Annotated in this window: 16 protein-coding genes and 2 pseudogenes; 12 read left to right on the top strand and 6 right to left on the bottom strand. The window is 67.9% G+C overall.

All coding sequences use genetic code 11. The annotated features are described in order from the left end of the window. Positions 1-121: 121 nt before the first annotated feature. Positions 122-439, top strand: a pseudogene (locus tag IRX98_RS21705) (integrase core domain-containing protein); the annotation flags it as partial. Positions 440-470: 31 nt separating this feature from the next. Beyond that, positions 471-1,991, top strand: coding sequence for a helix-turn-helix domain-containing protein (locus tag IRX98_RS21700; RefSeq protein WP_224280350.1), 1,521 nt, complete (start codon positions 471-473; stop codon positions 1,989-1,991). 40 nt (positions 1,992-2,031) lie between these two features. Here the strand turns inward: IRX98_RS21700 and IRX98_RS21695 are convergent. The 3 genes and pseudogenes from IRX98_RS21695 to IRX98_RS21685 form a co-directional block, all read right to left on the bottom strand. Next, a pseudogene (locus tag IRX98_RS21695) lies at positions 2,032-2,274 on the bottom strand (ATP-binding protein); the annotation flags it as partial. Between the two features lie 130 nt (positions 2,275-2,404). Beyond that, positions 2,405-2,572 (bottom strand): hypothetical protein, encoded by a 168-nt coding sequence (locus IRX98_RS21690; RefSeq protein WP_224280349.1) that lies wholly within the window; start codon positions 2,570-2,572, stop codon positions 2,405-2,407. Beyond that, entirely contained in the window at positions 2,569-2,919 is a 351-nt protein-coding gene (locus tag IRX98_RS21685; RefSeq protein ID WP_224280348.1) for a terminase gpP N-terminus-related DNA-binding protein, read from the bottom strand. The genes IRX98_RS21690 and IRX98_RS21685 overlap by 4 nt, the downstream gene beginning before the upstream one ends. A gap of 310 nt (positions 2,920-3,229) precedes the next feature. On the opposite strand from IRX98_RS21685, the gene IRX98_RS21680 reads away from it, so the two are divergent. Further along, positions 3,230-3,445 carry a hypothetical protein gene (locus IRX98_RS21680; RefSeq protein WP_224280347.1) on the top strand — a complete coding sequence of 72 codons (216 nt, stop codon included), beginning with the start codon at positions 3,230-3,232 and terminating at the stop codon, positions 3,443-3,445. Positions 3,446-3,629: 184 nt separating this feature from the next. On the opposite strand, the gene IRX98_RS21675 is transcribed toward IRX98_RS21680, so the two are convergent. Then, on the bottom strand, positions 3,630-4,235 hold the full coding sequence (locus tag IRX98_RS21675; protein ID WP_224280346.1) for a TetR/AcrR family transcriptional regulator: 606 nt from the start codon (positions 4,233-4,235) through the stop codon (positions 3,630-3,632). A gap of 123 nt (positions 4,236-4,358) precedes the next feature. Here IRX98_RS21675 and IRX98_RS21670 point away from each other — a divergent pair, with 123 nt between their 5' ends. From IRX98_RS21670 to IRX98_RS21630, 9 genes are all read left to right on the top strand, one after another. Continuing rightward, positions 4,359-5,252 (top strand): CoA transferase, encoded by an 894-nt coding sequence (locus IRX98_RS21670; protein WP_224280345.1) that lies wholly within the window; start codon positions 4,359-4,361, stop codon positions 5,250-5,252. Positions 5,253-5,263: 11 nt separating this feature from the next. Further along, positions 5,264-6,790 (top strand): class I adenylate-forming enzyme family protein, encoded by a 1,527-nt coding sequence (locus IRX98_RS21665; RefSeq protein WP_224280344.1) that lies wholly within the window; start codon positions 5,264-5,266, stop codon positions 6,788-6,790. Continuing rightward, on the top strand, positions 6,783-7,598 hold the full coding sequence (locus IRX98_RS21660) for an enoyl-CoA hydratase/isomerase family protein (protein ID WP_224280341.1): 816 nt from the start codon (positions 6,783-6,785) through the stop codon (positions 7,596-7,598). Before IRX98_RS21665 ends, IRX98_RS21660 begins: the two co-directional genes overlap by 8 nt. Then, positions 7,595-8,770, top strand: coding sequence for a thiolase family protein (locus IRX98_RS21655; RefSeq protein WP_224280339.1), 1,176 nt, complete (start codon positions 7,595-7,597; stop codon positions 8,768-8,770). Before IRX98_RS21660 ends, IRX98_RS21655 begins: the two co-directional genes overlap by 4 nt. An 11-nt stretch (positions 8,771-8,781) precedes the next feature. Beyond that, on the top strand, positions 8,782-9,525 hold the full coding sequence (locus IRX98_RS21650; RefSeq protein ID WP_224280337.1) for an SDR family NAD(P)-dependent oxidoreductase: 744 nt from the start codon (positions 8,782-8,784) through the stop codon (positions 9,523-9,525). A 13-nt stretch (positions 9,526-9,538) separates the two neighbouring features. Beyond that, on the top strand, positions 9,539-11,233 hold the full coding sequence (locus IRX98_RS21645; RefSeq protein ID WP_224280334.1) for a long-chain-fatty-acid--CoA ligase: 1,695 nt from the start codon (positions 9,539-9,541) through the stop codon (positions 11,231-11,233). Next, positions 11,226-12,002: an enoyl-CoA hydratase-related protein gene (locus IRX98_RS21640; protein ID WP_224280333.1), complete on the top strand. Its 777-nt coding sequence runs from the start codon at positions 11,226-11,228 to the stop codon at positions 12,000-12,002. The genes IRX98_RS21645 and IRX98_RS21640 overlap by 8 nt, the downstream gene beginning before the upstream one ends. Before the next feature lie 10 nt (positions 12,003-12,012). Beyond that, on the top strand, positions 12,013-13,167 hold the full coding sequence (locus tag IRX98_RS21635; RefSeq protein ID WP_224280332.1) for an acyl-CoA dehydrogenase family protein: 1,155 nt from the start codon (positions 12,013-12,015) through the stop codon (positions 13,165-13,167). Between the two features lie 379 nt (positions 13,168-13,546). Then, positions 13,547-14,638: an MBL fold metallo-hydrolase gene (locus IRX98_RS21630; RefSeq protein WP_056675134.1), complete on the top strand. Its 1,092-nt coding sequence runs from the start codon at positions 13,547-13,549 to the stop codon at positions 14,636-14,638. A gap of 654 nt (positions 14,639-15,292) precedes the next feature. Here the strand turns inward: IRX98_RS21630 and IRX98_RS21625 are convergent. Both IRX98_RS21625 and IRX98_RS21620 read right to left on the bottom strand, forming a co-directional pair. Further along, a complete protein-coding gene (locus tag IRX98_RS21625) occupies positions 15,293-15,964 on the bottom strand; it encodes a TetR/AcrR family transcriptional regulator (protein WP_082563433.1) in 672 nt (223 codons plus the stop codon). Beyond that, a complete protein-coding gene (locus tag IRX98_RS21620) occupies positions 15,861-16,409 on the bottom strand; it encodes a MaoC/PaaZ C-terminal domain-containing protein (protein WP_056675141.1) in 549 nt (182 codons plus the stop codon). Before IRX98_RS21620 ends, IRX98_RS21625 begins: the two co-directional genes overlap by 104 nt. Positions 16,410-16,429 lie beyond the last annotated feature (20 nt).

Here is a 16,429-nt window from a genome sequence, read left to right as displayed (position 1 = left end):
GCCGTCGCTCACGCGCTCAACAATCGGCCCCGCAAGATCCTCGGCTGGAGGACGCCGGCTGAGGTCTTCGAGGAGCAGCTACGCTCCCTTCAACAACCCGGTGTTGCATCGACCGGTTGAACCTGCCCAATACACGTCACTGAGGCTGACCGAGCACCTCGCGCTCGAGGAGATCCGGCCCTCGATCGGGTCCGTCGGTGACGCCTACGACAACGCCCTGATGGAGTCCATCAACGGCCTCTACAAGGCCGAGTGCATCCGCACCACCGTCTTCCACAACGGCCCCTACAAGACCATCGCCGACGTCGAGTACGCCACCGCCGGCTGGGTCGATTGGTACAACAACCGCAGGCTCCACTCGAGCCTGGGCAACGTCCCACCCGTCGAGTACGAGCAAGCCCACTACGCTGCCCTCAACCGAGAGCCGCACCCCGCATAGGAACGGCCGAGAACCTGGGGCGCTTCAGTATGTGCCGAACCTGCAGGTCCCTGGGCAGGTCGCCTCGTTCATGACAGCGCACCTGAAGCTGCCAATCCCCTCGCCGGCGATCATGGAGAAGATGGGCACCCGTTTTCGTAGCGCGGTCAGGACCTTCGCAAGGACGCAACAGGTGCCGGTGGTCAAGTTCGACAAGCACGACCGCAAACAGGACGTGATGGCGCCCTACATCGCCCGACAGGCCAAGACCGGGGTGAGTGGTGTCGCTGCGATCGGAGTCGCGCAGGAATTCCAGAACGTCTTCGCTGCCTATCGCCGCGAGGGCAGCAGTTGGTTCTCCTTCTACAAGGCCGACCGGCGCGTGACGTGCTTCTACTTCTACTTGTGGGACGAGGACTTCGGTCCGTCGTTCATCAAGGTCTGTACCTACTTCCCTTACCCGGTCAAGGTGTGGCTCAACGGGCATGAGTGGGCTAAACGCCAGGCCACCCACGCCGGGATCGGGTACACCGAACTGTCCAACGGGTTCGCCACGTGTGAGGACCCCGAGGGTCTGCAGGAGATCTGCGACCGCCTCGGTCCCGGCACCATCAACGTGTTCTTCGAGCGGTGGATGAGCCGGCTGCCGCTGCCGTTGACCGACGCAGACCGAGCGGATGGCTACTGGTGGGAGCTGTCGATGCGGCAGATCGAGGTCTCGCGGACGATGGTCTTCGACGCCCCTCGCCACGCCCGCGGGTTCTTCGAGGCGCTGGTCGTGGACAACCTCGATATCGGGCGACCCGAGAACGTGGAACTGATCTTCCGTGGCCACCCTCGCCGCGGACGCCCCCCGCTAGTCGAGCAGACCTACAAGACCAAGGTCGTGACCCGCGACACCGTCGGGGTCACCGTCAACGCGTTCTTCAAGAACTCCCGGATCAAGCAGTACCTCAAGGACGGCCGTGCGCTTCGGGTCGAGACCGTCATCAACAAGCCCGACGACCTGCTGTGTCGTCGACGCCTGGAGCATCTCGACGAGCTCCAGGCCAAAGGTCGTGCCATCAACGCTCGCCTGCTCGACAATGAACGTGTCGGGCAGGGTTGTGTCCTTGCGAGCCCAGCCTTTGAGCGGGTCGCACGGTCCACCGTCACCGACGATGGCAGGAGGTCGCCCGCGCTACGGTTCGGAGATCCTCGGGTCATGGCCCTGCTCGGCGCCTTGTGCGTCGCCTTGAACTCCCTCGGCTTCACCAACCGGAGCCTGCGTGCCCAGGTGAGCCAGCTGCTGGGTGTTCCTCCCGACCGGTACACCGTCAATCAAATGAGCTACGACCTCGCGCGACTACGCCGTAAAGGCGTCATCGCACGGCGACCGAAGACCAACACCTACGACCTCACCCCCGAGGGACAACGCGTGGCGATCTTCTACACCAAGGTCCACGACCGACTCCTCGGCCCGCTGATCGCCGCCGATGCTCCGCCAGCGCCTATCGAGGTCCGTCGCGCCCTGGCCACCATCGATCATCACGTCACACAACGCATCGACCACGCGCGGCTCAACGCAGCCTGAAACTCAAGACAAACGTCAAAGTTCTAGGAACCTAGCTTCGCTAGGAACCTAGCTTCGCTAGTGCTTGGGTGAGCCGCACACTGTCTCCGCTGGTCTGGCAGACGTGGGCGTGGTGGAGCAGCCGGTCGACGGTGGCGGTGGCCAGCGTCTTGGGCATGAGCTCGAACCCAACCCCGCGGTTGGTGGTGAGCACGATGCTGGTCTTGAGGTAGCGCTGGGACACGACTTGGAACAGCGCGGAGGCGGCTTCGCCGGGCAGCGGCAGGTAGCCGAGCTCATCGATCTATGCAGATGTCCGCATAGTTGGACCTATGCCGAGCCCGCGACTATGCCGAGCCCTTCGCCACCGAGCTCGTAGCGGCCTGACCGGGGCTGGGCTCCTGGCTGTCCGAGCGTTGCAGTCCTCTGCAGAGTTACAGGCTCTCGAGGAAGGCCAGGAGCTTGTCCGGCGGGCGATAGCGGCCGGGTCGAGCAGTGGCCGGTGTGGTGAGCGCGAGCGCCTTCTCCTTGATGGTGATGTCGGCGTGGACGTAGGCGTCGGTGGACCGAACGCCGGCGTGGCCGAGCCAGAGCGAGATCACTGAGGTGTCGACGCCGGCCTGCAGGGCTCGCAGTGTGGACGCAGACTCCGGACGCGGACCTGCCGGGTGAACGTCGGATACGACCGGTCGTAACCCAGCCCAGTGACCTCGTCGAACAAGGTCACCGCCCACAGATGCGGGTCCTCCTTGAGGCGCTCGCGGACGTAGTCGACGAACGGCTCGAACAGATCCTCGCCGGCGGGCTTCCGGACGCCGGCAACCCGGTCGCCGTCGAGGTAGGCGCGGATGGTCTTACGGTCCCGGCCCAGGTGCCGGGCGATCGCAGAGATCGTCCAGCCCTGCCGGCGCAACGCGTGAGCGTCGATGTCTTCCTCCCGTGTCAACATGGAAAGCGAGGGCTCCTTCGATAGACGGCTGGTGGTCAGAGACCGCCATCTTCGAAGGAGCCCCCACCCGCTTCCGGTGGGGCCACAGGGTGGGGAAATTCAGTGAGCAGAACTGGGATGCGGTTCATGGAGGTCGCGGCCGCGACCGCGATCGAACGGCTTCTCGCAGAGCGGCTCGCGGTCAAGGACGTCATGCATCTGACCGGGCTCGACCAGGCGACGGTGCGTCGGCTGCGTCAACTCGAGACCGACGACGACGAGCCCGGGACCGAGTCTGTCACCAGCGGCGGAGTCGATACCACCGCCGAGGGTGCCGACGCCGAGGTGGCGTCATGGCGAGCCCGTCGACGGCAACGATCCATACAAGCGGCTCAAGACGGCCCTCAAGACCGATATCGACCCGGATGCCGGGGCCACGCTCGACGCCACCGACTCGCGCCCCTTCTCCAAGCCGGCTACCGGCAAGGTCGCGGCCAAGGTCATCAACGATCACGGCGACGAGGTAATGAAGCTTGAAGTGGAGTGATCGCAGCAGACGCATGCCACCCATCCCGGCACCTCCCGAGACAGGCTGCGCCAGCTGCACCGTCCTGCCCCACGCGATCACGAGGGCGGCGACCGTGCCCAGCTCCGGACTTGACCGGTGGCAAATCCCATCCCGCGACATAGGGACCCAGCCCGCTTGTCCGGTGACGCTCGTGCGTGACGGGTCAGTGGTTCACATCCACAACGAGCTGCGGTCTCATCGACGCGCCCGTGTCATCGGCGAACTCGTCGGTGATGCGGTCGACAAGCGGCTGCAGGAAAAGGCGTCCGAGCTGCCGCACCATGATGGTGACGACCTGCTCGCCGACGGTGTGCTTCGTCGAGGCGACGCCGGCCTCCCGCAGATCGTGGACCTGCTGGGCGGAGAGCTGGCTGAGCCGGCTGACCAAGTCGACTCGCCCTGCGCTCCCATCAAGGATAGCCCGCCGCAGGTAGTCGACGATCGCTTGGTTGGCCGAGAGCATGGCGGCGACAGCACGGTCGCGTGCCGCCGTGACCTGGCCGGGCGGGCAAGTGCCGAGCGGGACGGACGCGATCGTCTGGGCGAACTGCTCGACGATCGCGAGTTCGACGGCTTCGCGCAGTGCCTCCTTCGTCCCGTAGTGGTGGACGACGAGACCGACCGTCACGCCCGCCGCGGCCGCGACCGCGCGTAGCGAGGTGGCCTCGGCGCCATGCGCCGCGAAGAGATCCAGTGCGGCGTTCCGGATCCGTGCCTTCGCCGTGAGGTCGTCCGCGCGTAGAGCCGCACTGGGCTGTCGTCGCGTCATGTCTCCTCATCCTTCTTCTCGGTCTGCGTTCTCGGATCGGCACGAACGTACTAGTTACCTATTGCACGAACGTACTAGATGCTATACAACTGTACAAACAGGCGGCGGCCAAAGGAGCAGTAAGTGTTGAGAACGCCAGACGCGACCGCAGTCGCGGGCGTCGGGGTCGTTTCCCTGGCCGTGAACCTCCCCGGACCCTTGGCGGTCGCCCGCCTTGCCTCGATGGGGGCGTCAGTGACCAAGGTCGAGCCGCCCTCCGGAGACCCGCTCCAAGCGGTCGCACCGAGCTGGTACGAGGAGCTCGTCGCCGGTCAGGAGGTCGTCACGCTCGACCTCAAGAGCCCAGCCGGCCGATCAGCGCTGGAGACGCGGCTCGCGGTTGCCGATGTGCTGCTGACCGCGATGCGGCCCTCGGCGCTCACGCGGCTTGGGCTTGTGGATAGCGTCGAGCGGCATGGTCTCGTCCTGGTCGAGGTCGTCGGCTACGACGGAGAACGATCGGACGAGGCCGGGCATGACCTGACGTACCAGGCCGTCCAGGGCACGCTCATGCCGCCAACCATGCCCCTCGTGCCGTTTGTCGACGTGCTCGGAGCAGAGCGAGCGGTGACCGCGACACTGGCCGGGCTGCGGCGACGGACGTCAAGGAAGACGGCCGTACGCGAGCGGGTCGTGCTCGACGATGTGGCCTTCCACGCATCGGCCGCGGTGCGCCACGGCCTGACGCGTCCCGGTGACGTCCTAGGTGGGGGCCTGCCCACTTACAGCATCTACGCGACAGCCGACGGACACGTCGCCGTCGGCGCGATCGAACCGCACTTCGCCCGCCGTCTAGCCGACGCAGTCGGGCGTACGCGTGAGGAACTGATCGCCCGCTTCGGCACCGAGTCCAGCGCCCACTGGGAGTCGCTAGGCCGATCGCTCGACATTCCCCTCGTTGCCGTCCAAGACCCGCGTTCCGCTGTTCCTGACACGCCCGTCCCTTCCACAACCTCGGCTGATCCCCACCCCAACTAGGAGTCTCCGCCGTGCCCAGCCTCGCCCGAGTCCTCGCCCGAACTGCCAGCCGTGTTCCCCAACGGATCGCCGTCGAGTTCGGTCCGGATTCGATGACGTACGCCGAGCTCGACGCCAGCGTCAACCAGCTCGCGCGTGAGCTGACCGACCGGGGCCTGGCCAAGGGCGACCGTCTACTCCTGCTCTCGGGCAACAGCGGCGCCTTCGTCGTCGCGCTCTACGCCGGACTCCGTCTGGGCGCCATCGTCGTACCCGTCAACCCGCGGTCGGCGCCGCCCGAGATTGACCACTTCGTCACCGACTCGGGCGCCAGTCTGCTGCTCTTCGGTCCCGAGGTCCTCGAGAACATCCGGGGGCTGGCAGGCGGCGGGGGCCGCGCAGGTAGCATCCCCGCGCTCGCGCTGGGTCGCGCAACGGGTTTCGATGACGTGCTCGCAGCCGCGGCCGTCCAGTCCGCTGAGCCGATCGACGTCGAGGTCGCGGAGGACGACGACGCGCTCATCATCTACACCTCGGGCACGACCGGTCGACCCAAGGGCGCCCTCTTCGACCAGCACCGCATCCTGTGGGTCGGCATCAACACGGCGATTGGTTTAGGACTTCATGAGGGGGAGCGGATGTTGCACGTCGCTCCCCTGTATCACTCAGCGGCCCTCAACATGCTTCTCATCGGCGGGATGATGTATGGCGCGACGCACGTCATCCTGCCCCGCTTCGACCCGGAAACGGTGCTCGAGATGCTCGAGCGCGAGCGGATCACCCAGTTCTTCGGCGTCCCGACGATGTACACGTTCCTGCTGCGCACCCCGTCGATCGCGACACGCGACCTGTCGAGCCTGCGTGTCTGCTTGTACGGCGCTGCTCCGATGCCGGCGACGACGGCTGAGGCGCTCGTGGCGGCGCTGCCGGCCGCGTCGATCATCCAGGCATGCGGCCAGACCGAGGGCGGGCCGGGGGGCATCCTTCTGCAGCATGACGAGGTGCTCGCGCGACCGAGCGCGAGCGGTCGCAGCGCCATCGCCAACACCGAGGTGCGCATCGTCGACCTCGACGGCAACGACGTGGCGCCCGGCGGGGTCGGCGAGATGATCATGCGCGGCGAGACGATGATGAAGGGCTACTGGGGCAACCCCGAAGCGACGGCGGAGACCGTCCGAGACGGCTGGGTCCACACCGGCGACATCGCCAGCATCGACGAGGACGGATACATCACGCTGGTCGACCGGCTCAAGGACATGATCATCACCGGTGGCCGCAACGTCTATTCGGTCGAGGTCGAGAGCGCCCTGGCCGGTCACCCAGCGGTCGGGGACATCGCCATCGTCGCGCGACCGAACGAGGAGTACGGCGAGAGCGTCGTGGCCGTCGTGACCCCACGAGACGGTGCGACGCTCACCCTCGAGCAACTGTGCGAGTACGGCCAGCAGTACCTCAGCAGCTACAAACTGCCCCGCGAGCTCATCATCATCGACGAGATTCCCCGCAACGCCTCCGGCAAGCTCCTCAAGCACCAGATCCGGGCGAAACTCGATGCCTGACACCCCGAGCGACCTGGGCAATGGGTCCACCGCCAGGGCGCCGACGGCCACGTCGACCCTGCGCCTCACCGTGGACGGCCCCGTCGCCACGGCCGAGCTGACCCGGCCTGAGCGCCGCAACGCGCTGAGCCCTCACTCGGCGCAGGATCTGCTCACAGCTTTGGCCGACGTCGCGTGGGACGACGACGTTCGTGTCGTGGTGCTCACCGGCGCGGGGGGCAACTTCTGCGCCGGCGCCGACCTCATCGACCTCGACCCCGGCCGACTTGGCGAGGCCATGGTCGAGTTCAACAAGATCGTTCCTGCCCTGCGCGACTTGCCGCAGCCGGTCATCGCCAAGGTCCGTGGCGCCGCGGTCGGCGCCGGCTGCAACCTGGCCCTCGCCTGCGACTTCGTCGTCGCCGACGAGACGGCGCGGTTCACCCAGATCTTCGCCCGCCTCGGCCTGTCCATCGACCTCGGTGGCAGCTGGGTCCTGCCCCGGCTCGTCGGGCTGCGGCAGGCCCGAGAGTTGGCCCTCCTCGGGGACGACCTCGACGGGCCGACCGCCGCTCAGGTCGGACTCATCGCACGCTGCGTGCCATCGGACGAGCTCGATGACGCGGTCACCGCCCTGGCCCGACGCCTGGCCGGCTCCTCCCGCCCTGCTCAGGCACGCACCAAGCACCTCCTCGACGCCACGTGGACCGCGGCCCTCACCGAAGCGCTGGCCCGCGAAGCCGAAGCCCAGGTCGCCAACGTCTCGACGCCCGAGTTCCACCAAGCCCTGAACGCCTTCCGCACCCGCCACCAAGGAGCCCAACCATGACCCGTGAAGCAGTCATCGTCGACGCCGTCCGCACACCGGTCGGCAAGCGTGGCGGCCAGCTGCGCGACTGGCACCCCGTCGACCTGCTCGCGCACACCCTCGCCCACCTCGCCGAGCGCACCGGCCTCGACCCAGACCGCCTCTCCGACGTCACCGTCGGCTGCGCCCTCCAGCGCGGCGAGCAGAGCGGCAACGTCGCCCGCAACGCCCTGCTCGGTGCGGGCCTGCCCACCGCCGTGCCCGGCACGACCCTCGACCGACAGTGCGGGTCCGGCCAGCAGGCGGTCCACTTCGCAGCCCAAGCGATCAAGTCCGGCGAGTACGACTTCGCCATCGGCGCCGGCGTCGAGTCCATGAGCCGGGTCGACCTCGGTCCGCTCTTCGTCCCCGGCGGCGCCCAGGGCGACTGGTACGGCGAACGGGCCCTGGCGCGCTTTGACGGCAACCTGCCCGCCCAAGGTCCATCAGTCGAGCTCGTCGCCACGAAGTGGGGTTTCACCCGTGAGCAGCTCGACACCTTCAGCGTCCAGAGCCACCGCCGCGCCGCCGCAGCTACCGACGCCGGGCACTTCGCCTCCGCGCTCGTGCCCCTCGACGGCGCGGACAAAGACGGCTCCACCGGCCCGATGACCCGGGACGAGGGCATCCGGTTCGACATCGCCCCCGCGCGCGTCGCCGCCCTGCAGCCGGCATTCTCCCCGGACGGCGTCATCACCGCCGGCAACGCCTCGCAGATGAGCGACGGAGCGGCCGCCCTCCTGGTCGCCGAACGCGCCGCCGCTGAGGCGGCCGGACTGCGACCCCGGGCCAGGGTCGTCTCCATGGCCGTCGCCGCGGACGACCCGGTGCTTCAGTTCACCGCCATCATCCCAGCCAGTCAGAAGGCCCTGGATCAGGCCGGCCTGACCGTCGGCGACATCGACGTCGTCGAGGTCAACGAGGCCTTCTCGCCGGTCCCGCTGCTGTGGTGCGAGGAGTTCGGCTACCCGGAGGACCAGCTCAACGTCAACGGCGGATCCATCGCCATCGGCCACCCGCTCGGCTCGACCGGCGCGCGCCTGCTGACCCAGCTCGTCAACGAGCTCGAGCGCCGCGAGGCCCGCTACGGCCTGCTCACCATCTGCGAGGGCGGCGGCATGGCCAACGCCACGATCATCGAGCGCATCGCCTGAGGAGCAACGACATGGAGATCAGCAACTGCACCTTCCTCGTCACCGGAGGCGCATCCGGGCTCGGAGGCGCGACAACCGCCGCCCTACTCGAGCGAGGCGCGCACGTCGTCGTCGCCGACCGCGCCGGGACAGCGCCCGCCGACGCCGTCTTCGTCGAGACCGACGTCACCGACGCCGGCGCGGTGGCCCACGCGGTCGAAGTCGCCACCCACCAGCCGGGACCGCTCTCCGGGGTGGTCAACTGCGCGGGAATCGGCGTCGCCCAAAAGGTGCTCGGCAGGTCCGGGCCGCACCAACTCGAGGACTTCATGAAGGTCCTCGAGGTGAACCTCGCCGGTACGTTCAACGTGATCAGGCTCGCCGCCGCCGCGATGAGCGACGCCGAGCCTGGCCCGAGCGGCGAGCGTGGCGTCATTATCAACACCGCCTCGGCCGCCGCCTTCGACGGCCAGATCGGCCAAGCCGCCTACTCGGCCTCGAAGGGCGGAGTCGTCGCCATGACGCTCCCGATCGCCCGCGAGCTTGCGCGGTACGGGATCCGGGTGGCAACCATCGCGCCGGGACTGTTCCTCACCCCCATGACGGGCGTGCTGCCTGAAGCCGCCAGGGAGTCGTTGGGCCAGCAGGTGCCCTTCCCGGCGCGGCTCGGCGACCCGTCCGAGTACGCCGCCCTCGCAATCCACATCATCGAAAACCAGATGGTCAACGGCGAGGTGATCCGTCTCGACGGAGCCCTGCGCATGGCCGCCCGCTGAACAGGAGACCGTCATGACTTTCCCCTTCACCACCCGACCCCTCGTCACCGGCTACCCGTCGACCATGGGGGACGACGTCCAGCTCAACACCACCACGCTCATCCTGCACGCCGCACGCACGCATCCCGAGCGCGAGATCGTCTATCGCACCCCGGAAGGGGGCTGGGACCGCTACACTTACGCGGCGGCATACGAGCGCGTGATCCGGGGCGCAAACGCGCTGCGCGCTCTTGGCGTCGAGCCCGGGGACCGTGTCGGCGTCCTCGACTGGAACAGCCGCCGCCACTACGAGCTCTACTGGGCCATCCCGGGCCTTGCCGCCGTGTTGGTCCAGCTCAACCTCCGCCTCGGGCCAGAGGACCTGTCATTCGTGATCGACGACAGCGGCACGTCGGTCATCTGCGTCGACGAGACGCTCCTGCCGGTCGCCGAGGCCGTTGCCCACCTGCTGCCCGGAGTGCGTGCATGGGTCGTGATGACCGATAAGCCGCTCTCACAGGTCGAGACCAGCCTGCCCAACCTGCACCACTACGAGGATCTCGTCGCCGCGGCCAGCCCGGACCTGGTCTGGCCGGAGATCGACGAGCGCTCCGCGTACAGCGCGTGCTACACGACCGGCACGACCGGCCGACCCAAGGGCGTCTACTACTCCCATCGGGCGATCTACCTGCACTCGTACGGCATCGCCACGAACATCGGGATGGTCCTCGACGACTGCACCATGCTCATCACTCCGATGTTCCACGGCCAGGCGTGGGGCCTTTCCCAGGCAGCGACGCTGATGGCCAACAAGATCGTCCTACCCGGCCGCTATATGGCCGAGGACACCAAACCGCTGACCGACGCGATCATCGCCGAAGGCGTCACCGTCACCAACGGCGCACCTGCAATCTTCCTGCCGATGTTGCATTACATCGAGAGCCTCGACGAGAAGCCGGACCTGTCCCGGCTGCGGATGATGTCTGGAGCCACCGAGCCGCCGCTGACGATGATGCGCGGCTTCCGAGACCTGACCGGCGCCGAGATCGTCCACGCCTACGGCGCGACCGAGACCACCCCGCTCGTGACGATGAACCGCTACAAGCCGAGCGTGCGCGAACGCCTGAGCGAGGACGAGCTCTTCGAGCTCAAGCGCAAACAGGGTCTGCCCGTCACGGGCGTCGACGTCCGGCTCATCGACGGCGTCGGCAACGACGTCGCATGGGATGGCGTCACCCAGGGGGAGATCTGCATGCGAGGCCCGTGGGTCACCAGGACCTACCACAACATGCCAGAGGACGACCGAGCCGGCCGGTTCCACGACGGCTACTGGCGAAGCGGCGACGTCGGGACGATCGACGCGGATGGCTACCTGAAGGTGACCGACCGGGTCAAGGACGTCATCAAGAGCGGCGGTGAATGGATCTCCTCGATCGACATGGAGAACCTGCTCCTCAGCCACCCGGCCGTCGCCGAAGCCGCGGTCGTGGGACTGGCACACCCGAAGTGGCAGGAGCGGCCCTTCGTCCTCATCGTCCCCAAGCCCGGGCAGGAGATCACCCTCGAGCAGGTCCGCAGCCACCTGTCTAGCGCATTCGCCGCGTGGCAGCTGCCCGATGCCATCGAGATCGTCGCCGAGATCCCCCGTACGAGCGTCGGCAAGTTCGACAAGAAGCAGATCCGCGCGGCATACGCCGCCGCCTACGGGGGTGAGCAGGCCGATGCCTGAGCAGCTCGTGTCCGCCGAAGCCCACGGCACGACCCTGGTTCTCACCCTTGACCGGCCCGCCGCCCTCAACGCGTTGAGCCGCACACTCGTCGACCACCTCGCTGACCGCCTCGAGGAGGCCGCCGCCGACAACGCCGTCCGCGCGGTCGTCCTGTCCGGATCGGACAAGGCATTCTGCGCTGGCGCCGACATCGGCGAGATCCCCGGCATGGTCGCCGCCTCCCCGCTCGACGCGCTTCCGTTCGACCGGCTCTTCGAGACCGTGGCCTCCCTGCCAGTCCCGACGATCGCCGCGGTCCGCGGCCTCGCCTTCGGCGGCGGCTGCGAGCTCGTCCTCGCCTGCGACACCGCCGTCGCAGGGCGCTCGGCCCGCTTCGCCGTCCCCGAGGTCAAGCTTGGGGTGATCCCCGGCGCCGGCGGAACCCAGCGCCTGGTCCACGCCATCGGCAAGGCCAAGGCCATGCGGATGCTCCTCACCGGCGCGCCAGTCGACGCCGAATGGGCCTACACGGCAGGCCTCGTCGCCGACCTCGTCGACGACGGCCAGGTACTCGACCGCGCGCTCGAGCTCGCCGCCCAGATCGCCGCCAACGCTCCCCGAGCCGTGGCGTATGCCGCTGACTCGGCCCGGCGGGTCCACGACCTGCCGCTTCAACAAGGACTCGCCCACGAACGGCGCAACTTCCTCCTCGCGCTCGGCACGTCCGACGCTGCGGAAGGGATCGGCGCTTTCACCGACCGACGCACGCCCGCCTTCACCGGCAGATAAGGACGACCCGATGATCCTGGACGACTACCGGTCCCCCTGGCTGACCGAGGACCTCGACGACCTGCAGCAGCTCGCCCGCACCTTCCTCGACAAGGAGGTCGTGCCGAACCAAGCCCGGTGGGCCGAGCAGCACATGGTCGACCGCGACTTCTGGCGCGCGGCCGGACGCGCCGGTCTGCTGTGCATCAGCATCCCCGAGGAGTACGGCGGCGGCGGCGCCACCTTCGCACACGAAGCGGTCATCGCGGCCGAGCAGGCGCACGTCGCCGACGACGCCTGGGCCAACAGCGTGCACAGCACCATCGTCGCGCACTACATCAACGCCTTCGGCACGCAGGAGCAGAAGCTGCGCTGGCTACCCGGCATGGCCTCCGGTGAACTCGTCGCTGCGATCGCGATGACCGAACCGACCACTGGCTCGGACCTGCAACGGGTCCGCACCCGCGCCGTACGCGACGGCGACGACTACATCATCAACGGCTCCAAGACATTCATCTCCAACGGAACCCACTGCGACGTGCTCATCATCGTGGCCCGCACCAGCGACGAGCCAGGCGGCCGAGGCCTGTCCCTCATCGTCGCCGACACGCAGGACCTGCCGGGCTTCGAGCGCGGCCGGGTGCTCGAGAAGATCGGCATGCACGGCCAGGACACCCGAGAACTGGCGTTCGTCGACATGCGCATCCCTGCCGTCAATCTCCTCGGGGGCGTCGAGGGCCACGCCTTCCAGCAGCTCATGGAGCAGCTGCCCCAGGAACGGCTCATCATCGCCGTCACGGCGGCAGCCACGGCTGAGACGGCTGTAAGGCACGCGATCGCCTACGCGAAAGAGCGAGAGGCCTTCGGGGAGACGCTCCTGTCGTTCCAGAACACCCGATTCGTCCTTGCCGAGTGCGCTGCTGACGCCCTCGCCGCGCGCACCCTCGTCGACAGCTGCATCACTCGGCACGTCGCCGGCGAACTGGACGCGGCCGGTGCCTCCCTCGCGAAGTTCTGGTGCACCGACATACAGAACAAGGTGGTCGATCGCTGCCTGCAGGTCTTCGGCGGCTACGGCTACATGATGGAATACCCGATCGCCCGGATGTTCGCCGCCGCCCGCGTCCAGAAGATCTACGGGGGAACGAACGAGATCATGAAGGAACTGGTGGCCAGAGCCCTATGACGTGCTCCGACGTTGAGACAACGCACCCGTGCTCCTGCCCGCTGAGGACATGCCCGTCGGGCAAGACATCGACTGCGGCCCCTATCAGGTCACGGAGAACGAGGTCGTCGAGTTCGCCTCGGCCCGGGCCCCGCAGTACGTCCACGTCGATCGCGATCTCGCCGCGCACAGCGACGTCCGCGCACTGGATCGCCAGCGGTCTGCACACGGCCCGGATCATCCAAAGGGTTCGCAGCGACCGGCGTGTACCAGCGGCACGGCCTCGTCGCGGGCGAGGACATCCACGACATACGCTTCCTTCGCCGCAGCGCGCCGGTGACGTGGTGACGTGGTCGATCGTCGTCCAGCCCGTCGTGACGGTTCGGACGGGGTCCATGACATGACGACGCCAACGACACCGACCCACCGGGCGATCTCGGCCGACTCCGGCACGCACTGGACCGCGGAGGGCGCGTGGCAGGTCGCTGAGGGCATCCACCGAATCCCGCTGCCGCTGCCGATGGACGGCCTGCGGGCGGTCAACGTCTACGTCATCGACACCGATTCCGGCCCCATCCTCGTCGACGGCGGCTGGGCGATTCCCGAGGCCCGCGAACTGCTGGACCGCTGCCTGCGCTCGCTCGGCTACGGCTTCGGCGACATCGATCGGTTCCTCGTCACCCACATTCACCGCGACCACTTCACGATGGCCTCGGTTCTCGGCCGGGAGTACGGCGCCGAGGTCATACTCGGCGAGCCGGAGCGGCCCGCGCTGGAGCTGCTGCTCACTCCCGACACCAAGCGCAACCCGTTCCACGACGTCCTGGTCACCGCCGGAGCGCGTGACGTCGCCGAGGCCTGGGTTGAGGCCGGCCCAGGCGAGATGCCGGACTTGTCGATCTGGGCGCTCCCGGACAACTGGCTCGAGGGAGACCTCACGGTCGACCTGGGCACGCGGGTGCTGGACGCCGTACACACGCCCGGCCACACTCCCGGCCACTACGTGTTCGCCGAACAGGCGGCGGGCCTGCTCTTCGCCGGCGACCACGTGCTGCCGACGATCACACCGTCGATCGGTCTCACCGTGCCGCCCGCTGATGAGCCGCTCAGGGACTTCCTCACCTCGCTGGCCAAGGTACGCGCCTTGCCCGACCTCCAGCTCCTGCCTGCCCACGGGCCGATCGCGCCGTCGACCCACGCACGGGTAGACGAGCTGCTCATACACCACGAGCAGCGGCTCGAGCTCAGCCTCGCTGCCCTCGCCCGTGGTCCGTCGACCGCGAAGGGCGTCGCGACCCACCTCGGCTGGACCCGCCACGAGCACCCGTGGGACCAGCTCGACATCTTCAACCAAGGCATGGCCGCGATGGAGACTAAGGCCCACCTCGACCTCCTCGTCGCCCGCGGCCAGGCCACCGCCACCCCAACCTCCGGCGGGGTCGTCTACACCGTCAGCCCTCGCCGACCAGTTTCCATGGGCTTCCCCTCGTAGCGTGGAGCATCGCCACAAACGATGAGCCATGGCCAGGTACCGAAGTTCGACGAACTTCGAGCAGGGCGCGGTCCGGCTGGTGCTCGGAACCAGGAAACCGATCGCGCAGGTGGCCCGGGAGTTGGGGATCATCGAGGGACGTTGGGGACCTGGGTGACCAAGGCCCAGCCGGGGAGGTCACGCGAGAACGCGCCGTTGAGCGAGTCCGAGCGCGCGGAGATGCAGCGCCTGCGCAGGGAGATCATCGAGCTTCGGCCAGCGTGATGTGCCCAAGCGCTTGGTGGCCCACTGGGTGCACGAGGCGATGTGCTGGTATCCGTGGCCGGATCTATCGCCGCCCAGAGGGCGAACCACGGCGTGCTGCCGTCGGCGACTACGCGTCGGGCGTTTCTGGGCGTTCGCAGGGAAGGTTCTACGAGTGGCGCGACGGCGACCGTTCGGCGCAGGAGAGAACACCGTCGCGGCGATGATGCCCGAGCTCGGGCTGGCCGCCGGGCGTCGGCGGACCACTCGTCAGCGTCGGAATCGGTGGCGGGCACCAAACCTGGAGCGGTCGGGACTTCGGCACCGATCGGCTCAACCACAAGAGGTACGGCGACGGCACGGAGATCCCCACCGACCTGGGCAAGCTCTACCCGTCCGGGCACAGCTGGCTCAGGCACCGTCTTGGTCGATTGCCGGAAGGGGACCCGACAGCATCACCAGCACTTGGTGGGCCAGGTCCTCGGGCGTGGTCGATCCCAGTGGGTCGTACCACCGGAAAAGGCTGGTGAGCATGGTCAGGGTTAGGTTTGCCAGGACCGTGCCATCCGCTTTCGGCTCGAGTCTCTCGCTCTTGCGGTAATCATCCAGGAGCTCGGCGAAATCGCGGGTAACGGTGTGGGACCAGGATCGGAAGGACTGGAGCGCCAGCTCCGACAACTCCGGTTGCTCACCCCAGACGGTGGCGTAGAAGACGCGTTTGCTGGACGCTGACTCGATGTGGAGCTTGACGACCGCCCGAATCTTCTCGCGGGGCGAGAGGTTGCTGGTGAGCAGGTCCTGCAACTTCTCGCTGAGCTCCTCCGTGACGTGCGCCACCATCTGGTCCAGGAGCCACAGCTTGCTCTCGATGTACTTGTAGATCGTCGGACGGGAGATCCCGGCCTCGAGGCAGATGTCGTCGATGGTCGAGCTTCGGTAGCCCTTGGTCTGGAACACGCGAGCGGCGGCTTCAATGATGTCAGCCGTGGTCGTCGCCCGTTGCCTGGCCACACGTGCTCCCTCCGGATCCGGACGGCTGCAGGCTACTCCACCGGTGTCTCGAGGCCCGTGCGGTGCTGACATAGCTCTCGAGGCGCAGAGTGAGGACCGTCTTGCCGTGCTGATTCTCCAGGCGGCCCTCCACCTCGAGCTTCGCCATGCCGTTGCGCGGGGGACAGGCGCCGTTGACACGGACCCAGCCGGTCAGGACGTCCCCAGGGAAGACCGGCCGCGGCAGCACCATCTCGCGGATCGCACGTCCCGCGACGACGGCCCAGGAGGAGTACGCCGCGTCGACGGCGAGCCGCTGGAACACTGCAAAAGTGTGGAGCCCGCTGGCGATCACACCGCCGAAAGGACCCCCGTCGCCGACGTGGATTGGAAGCGGGTCCCACCGCTGCGCGAAGGCGCGGATCTCCGACTCGGTCATGGTGACGGGGCCGAGCGAACTCAGTACGCCGACCCGCGCGGCGAGGTCTTCGGCGTACAGCAGACCGTCCTGGATCGGAGCTGGACCTGCACTGCTCATCGACGTGGGCACCTTTCTCG

It is taken from the genome of Nocardioides lacusdianchii (assembly GCF_020102855.1).
GTDB classification, from domain to species: domain Bacteria; phylum Actinomycetota; class Actinomycetes; order Propionibacteriales; family Nocardioidaceae; genus Nocardioides; species Nocardioides lacusdianchii.
This window is presented reverse-complemented; position numbering and strand designations above follow the sequence as displayed.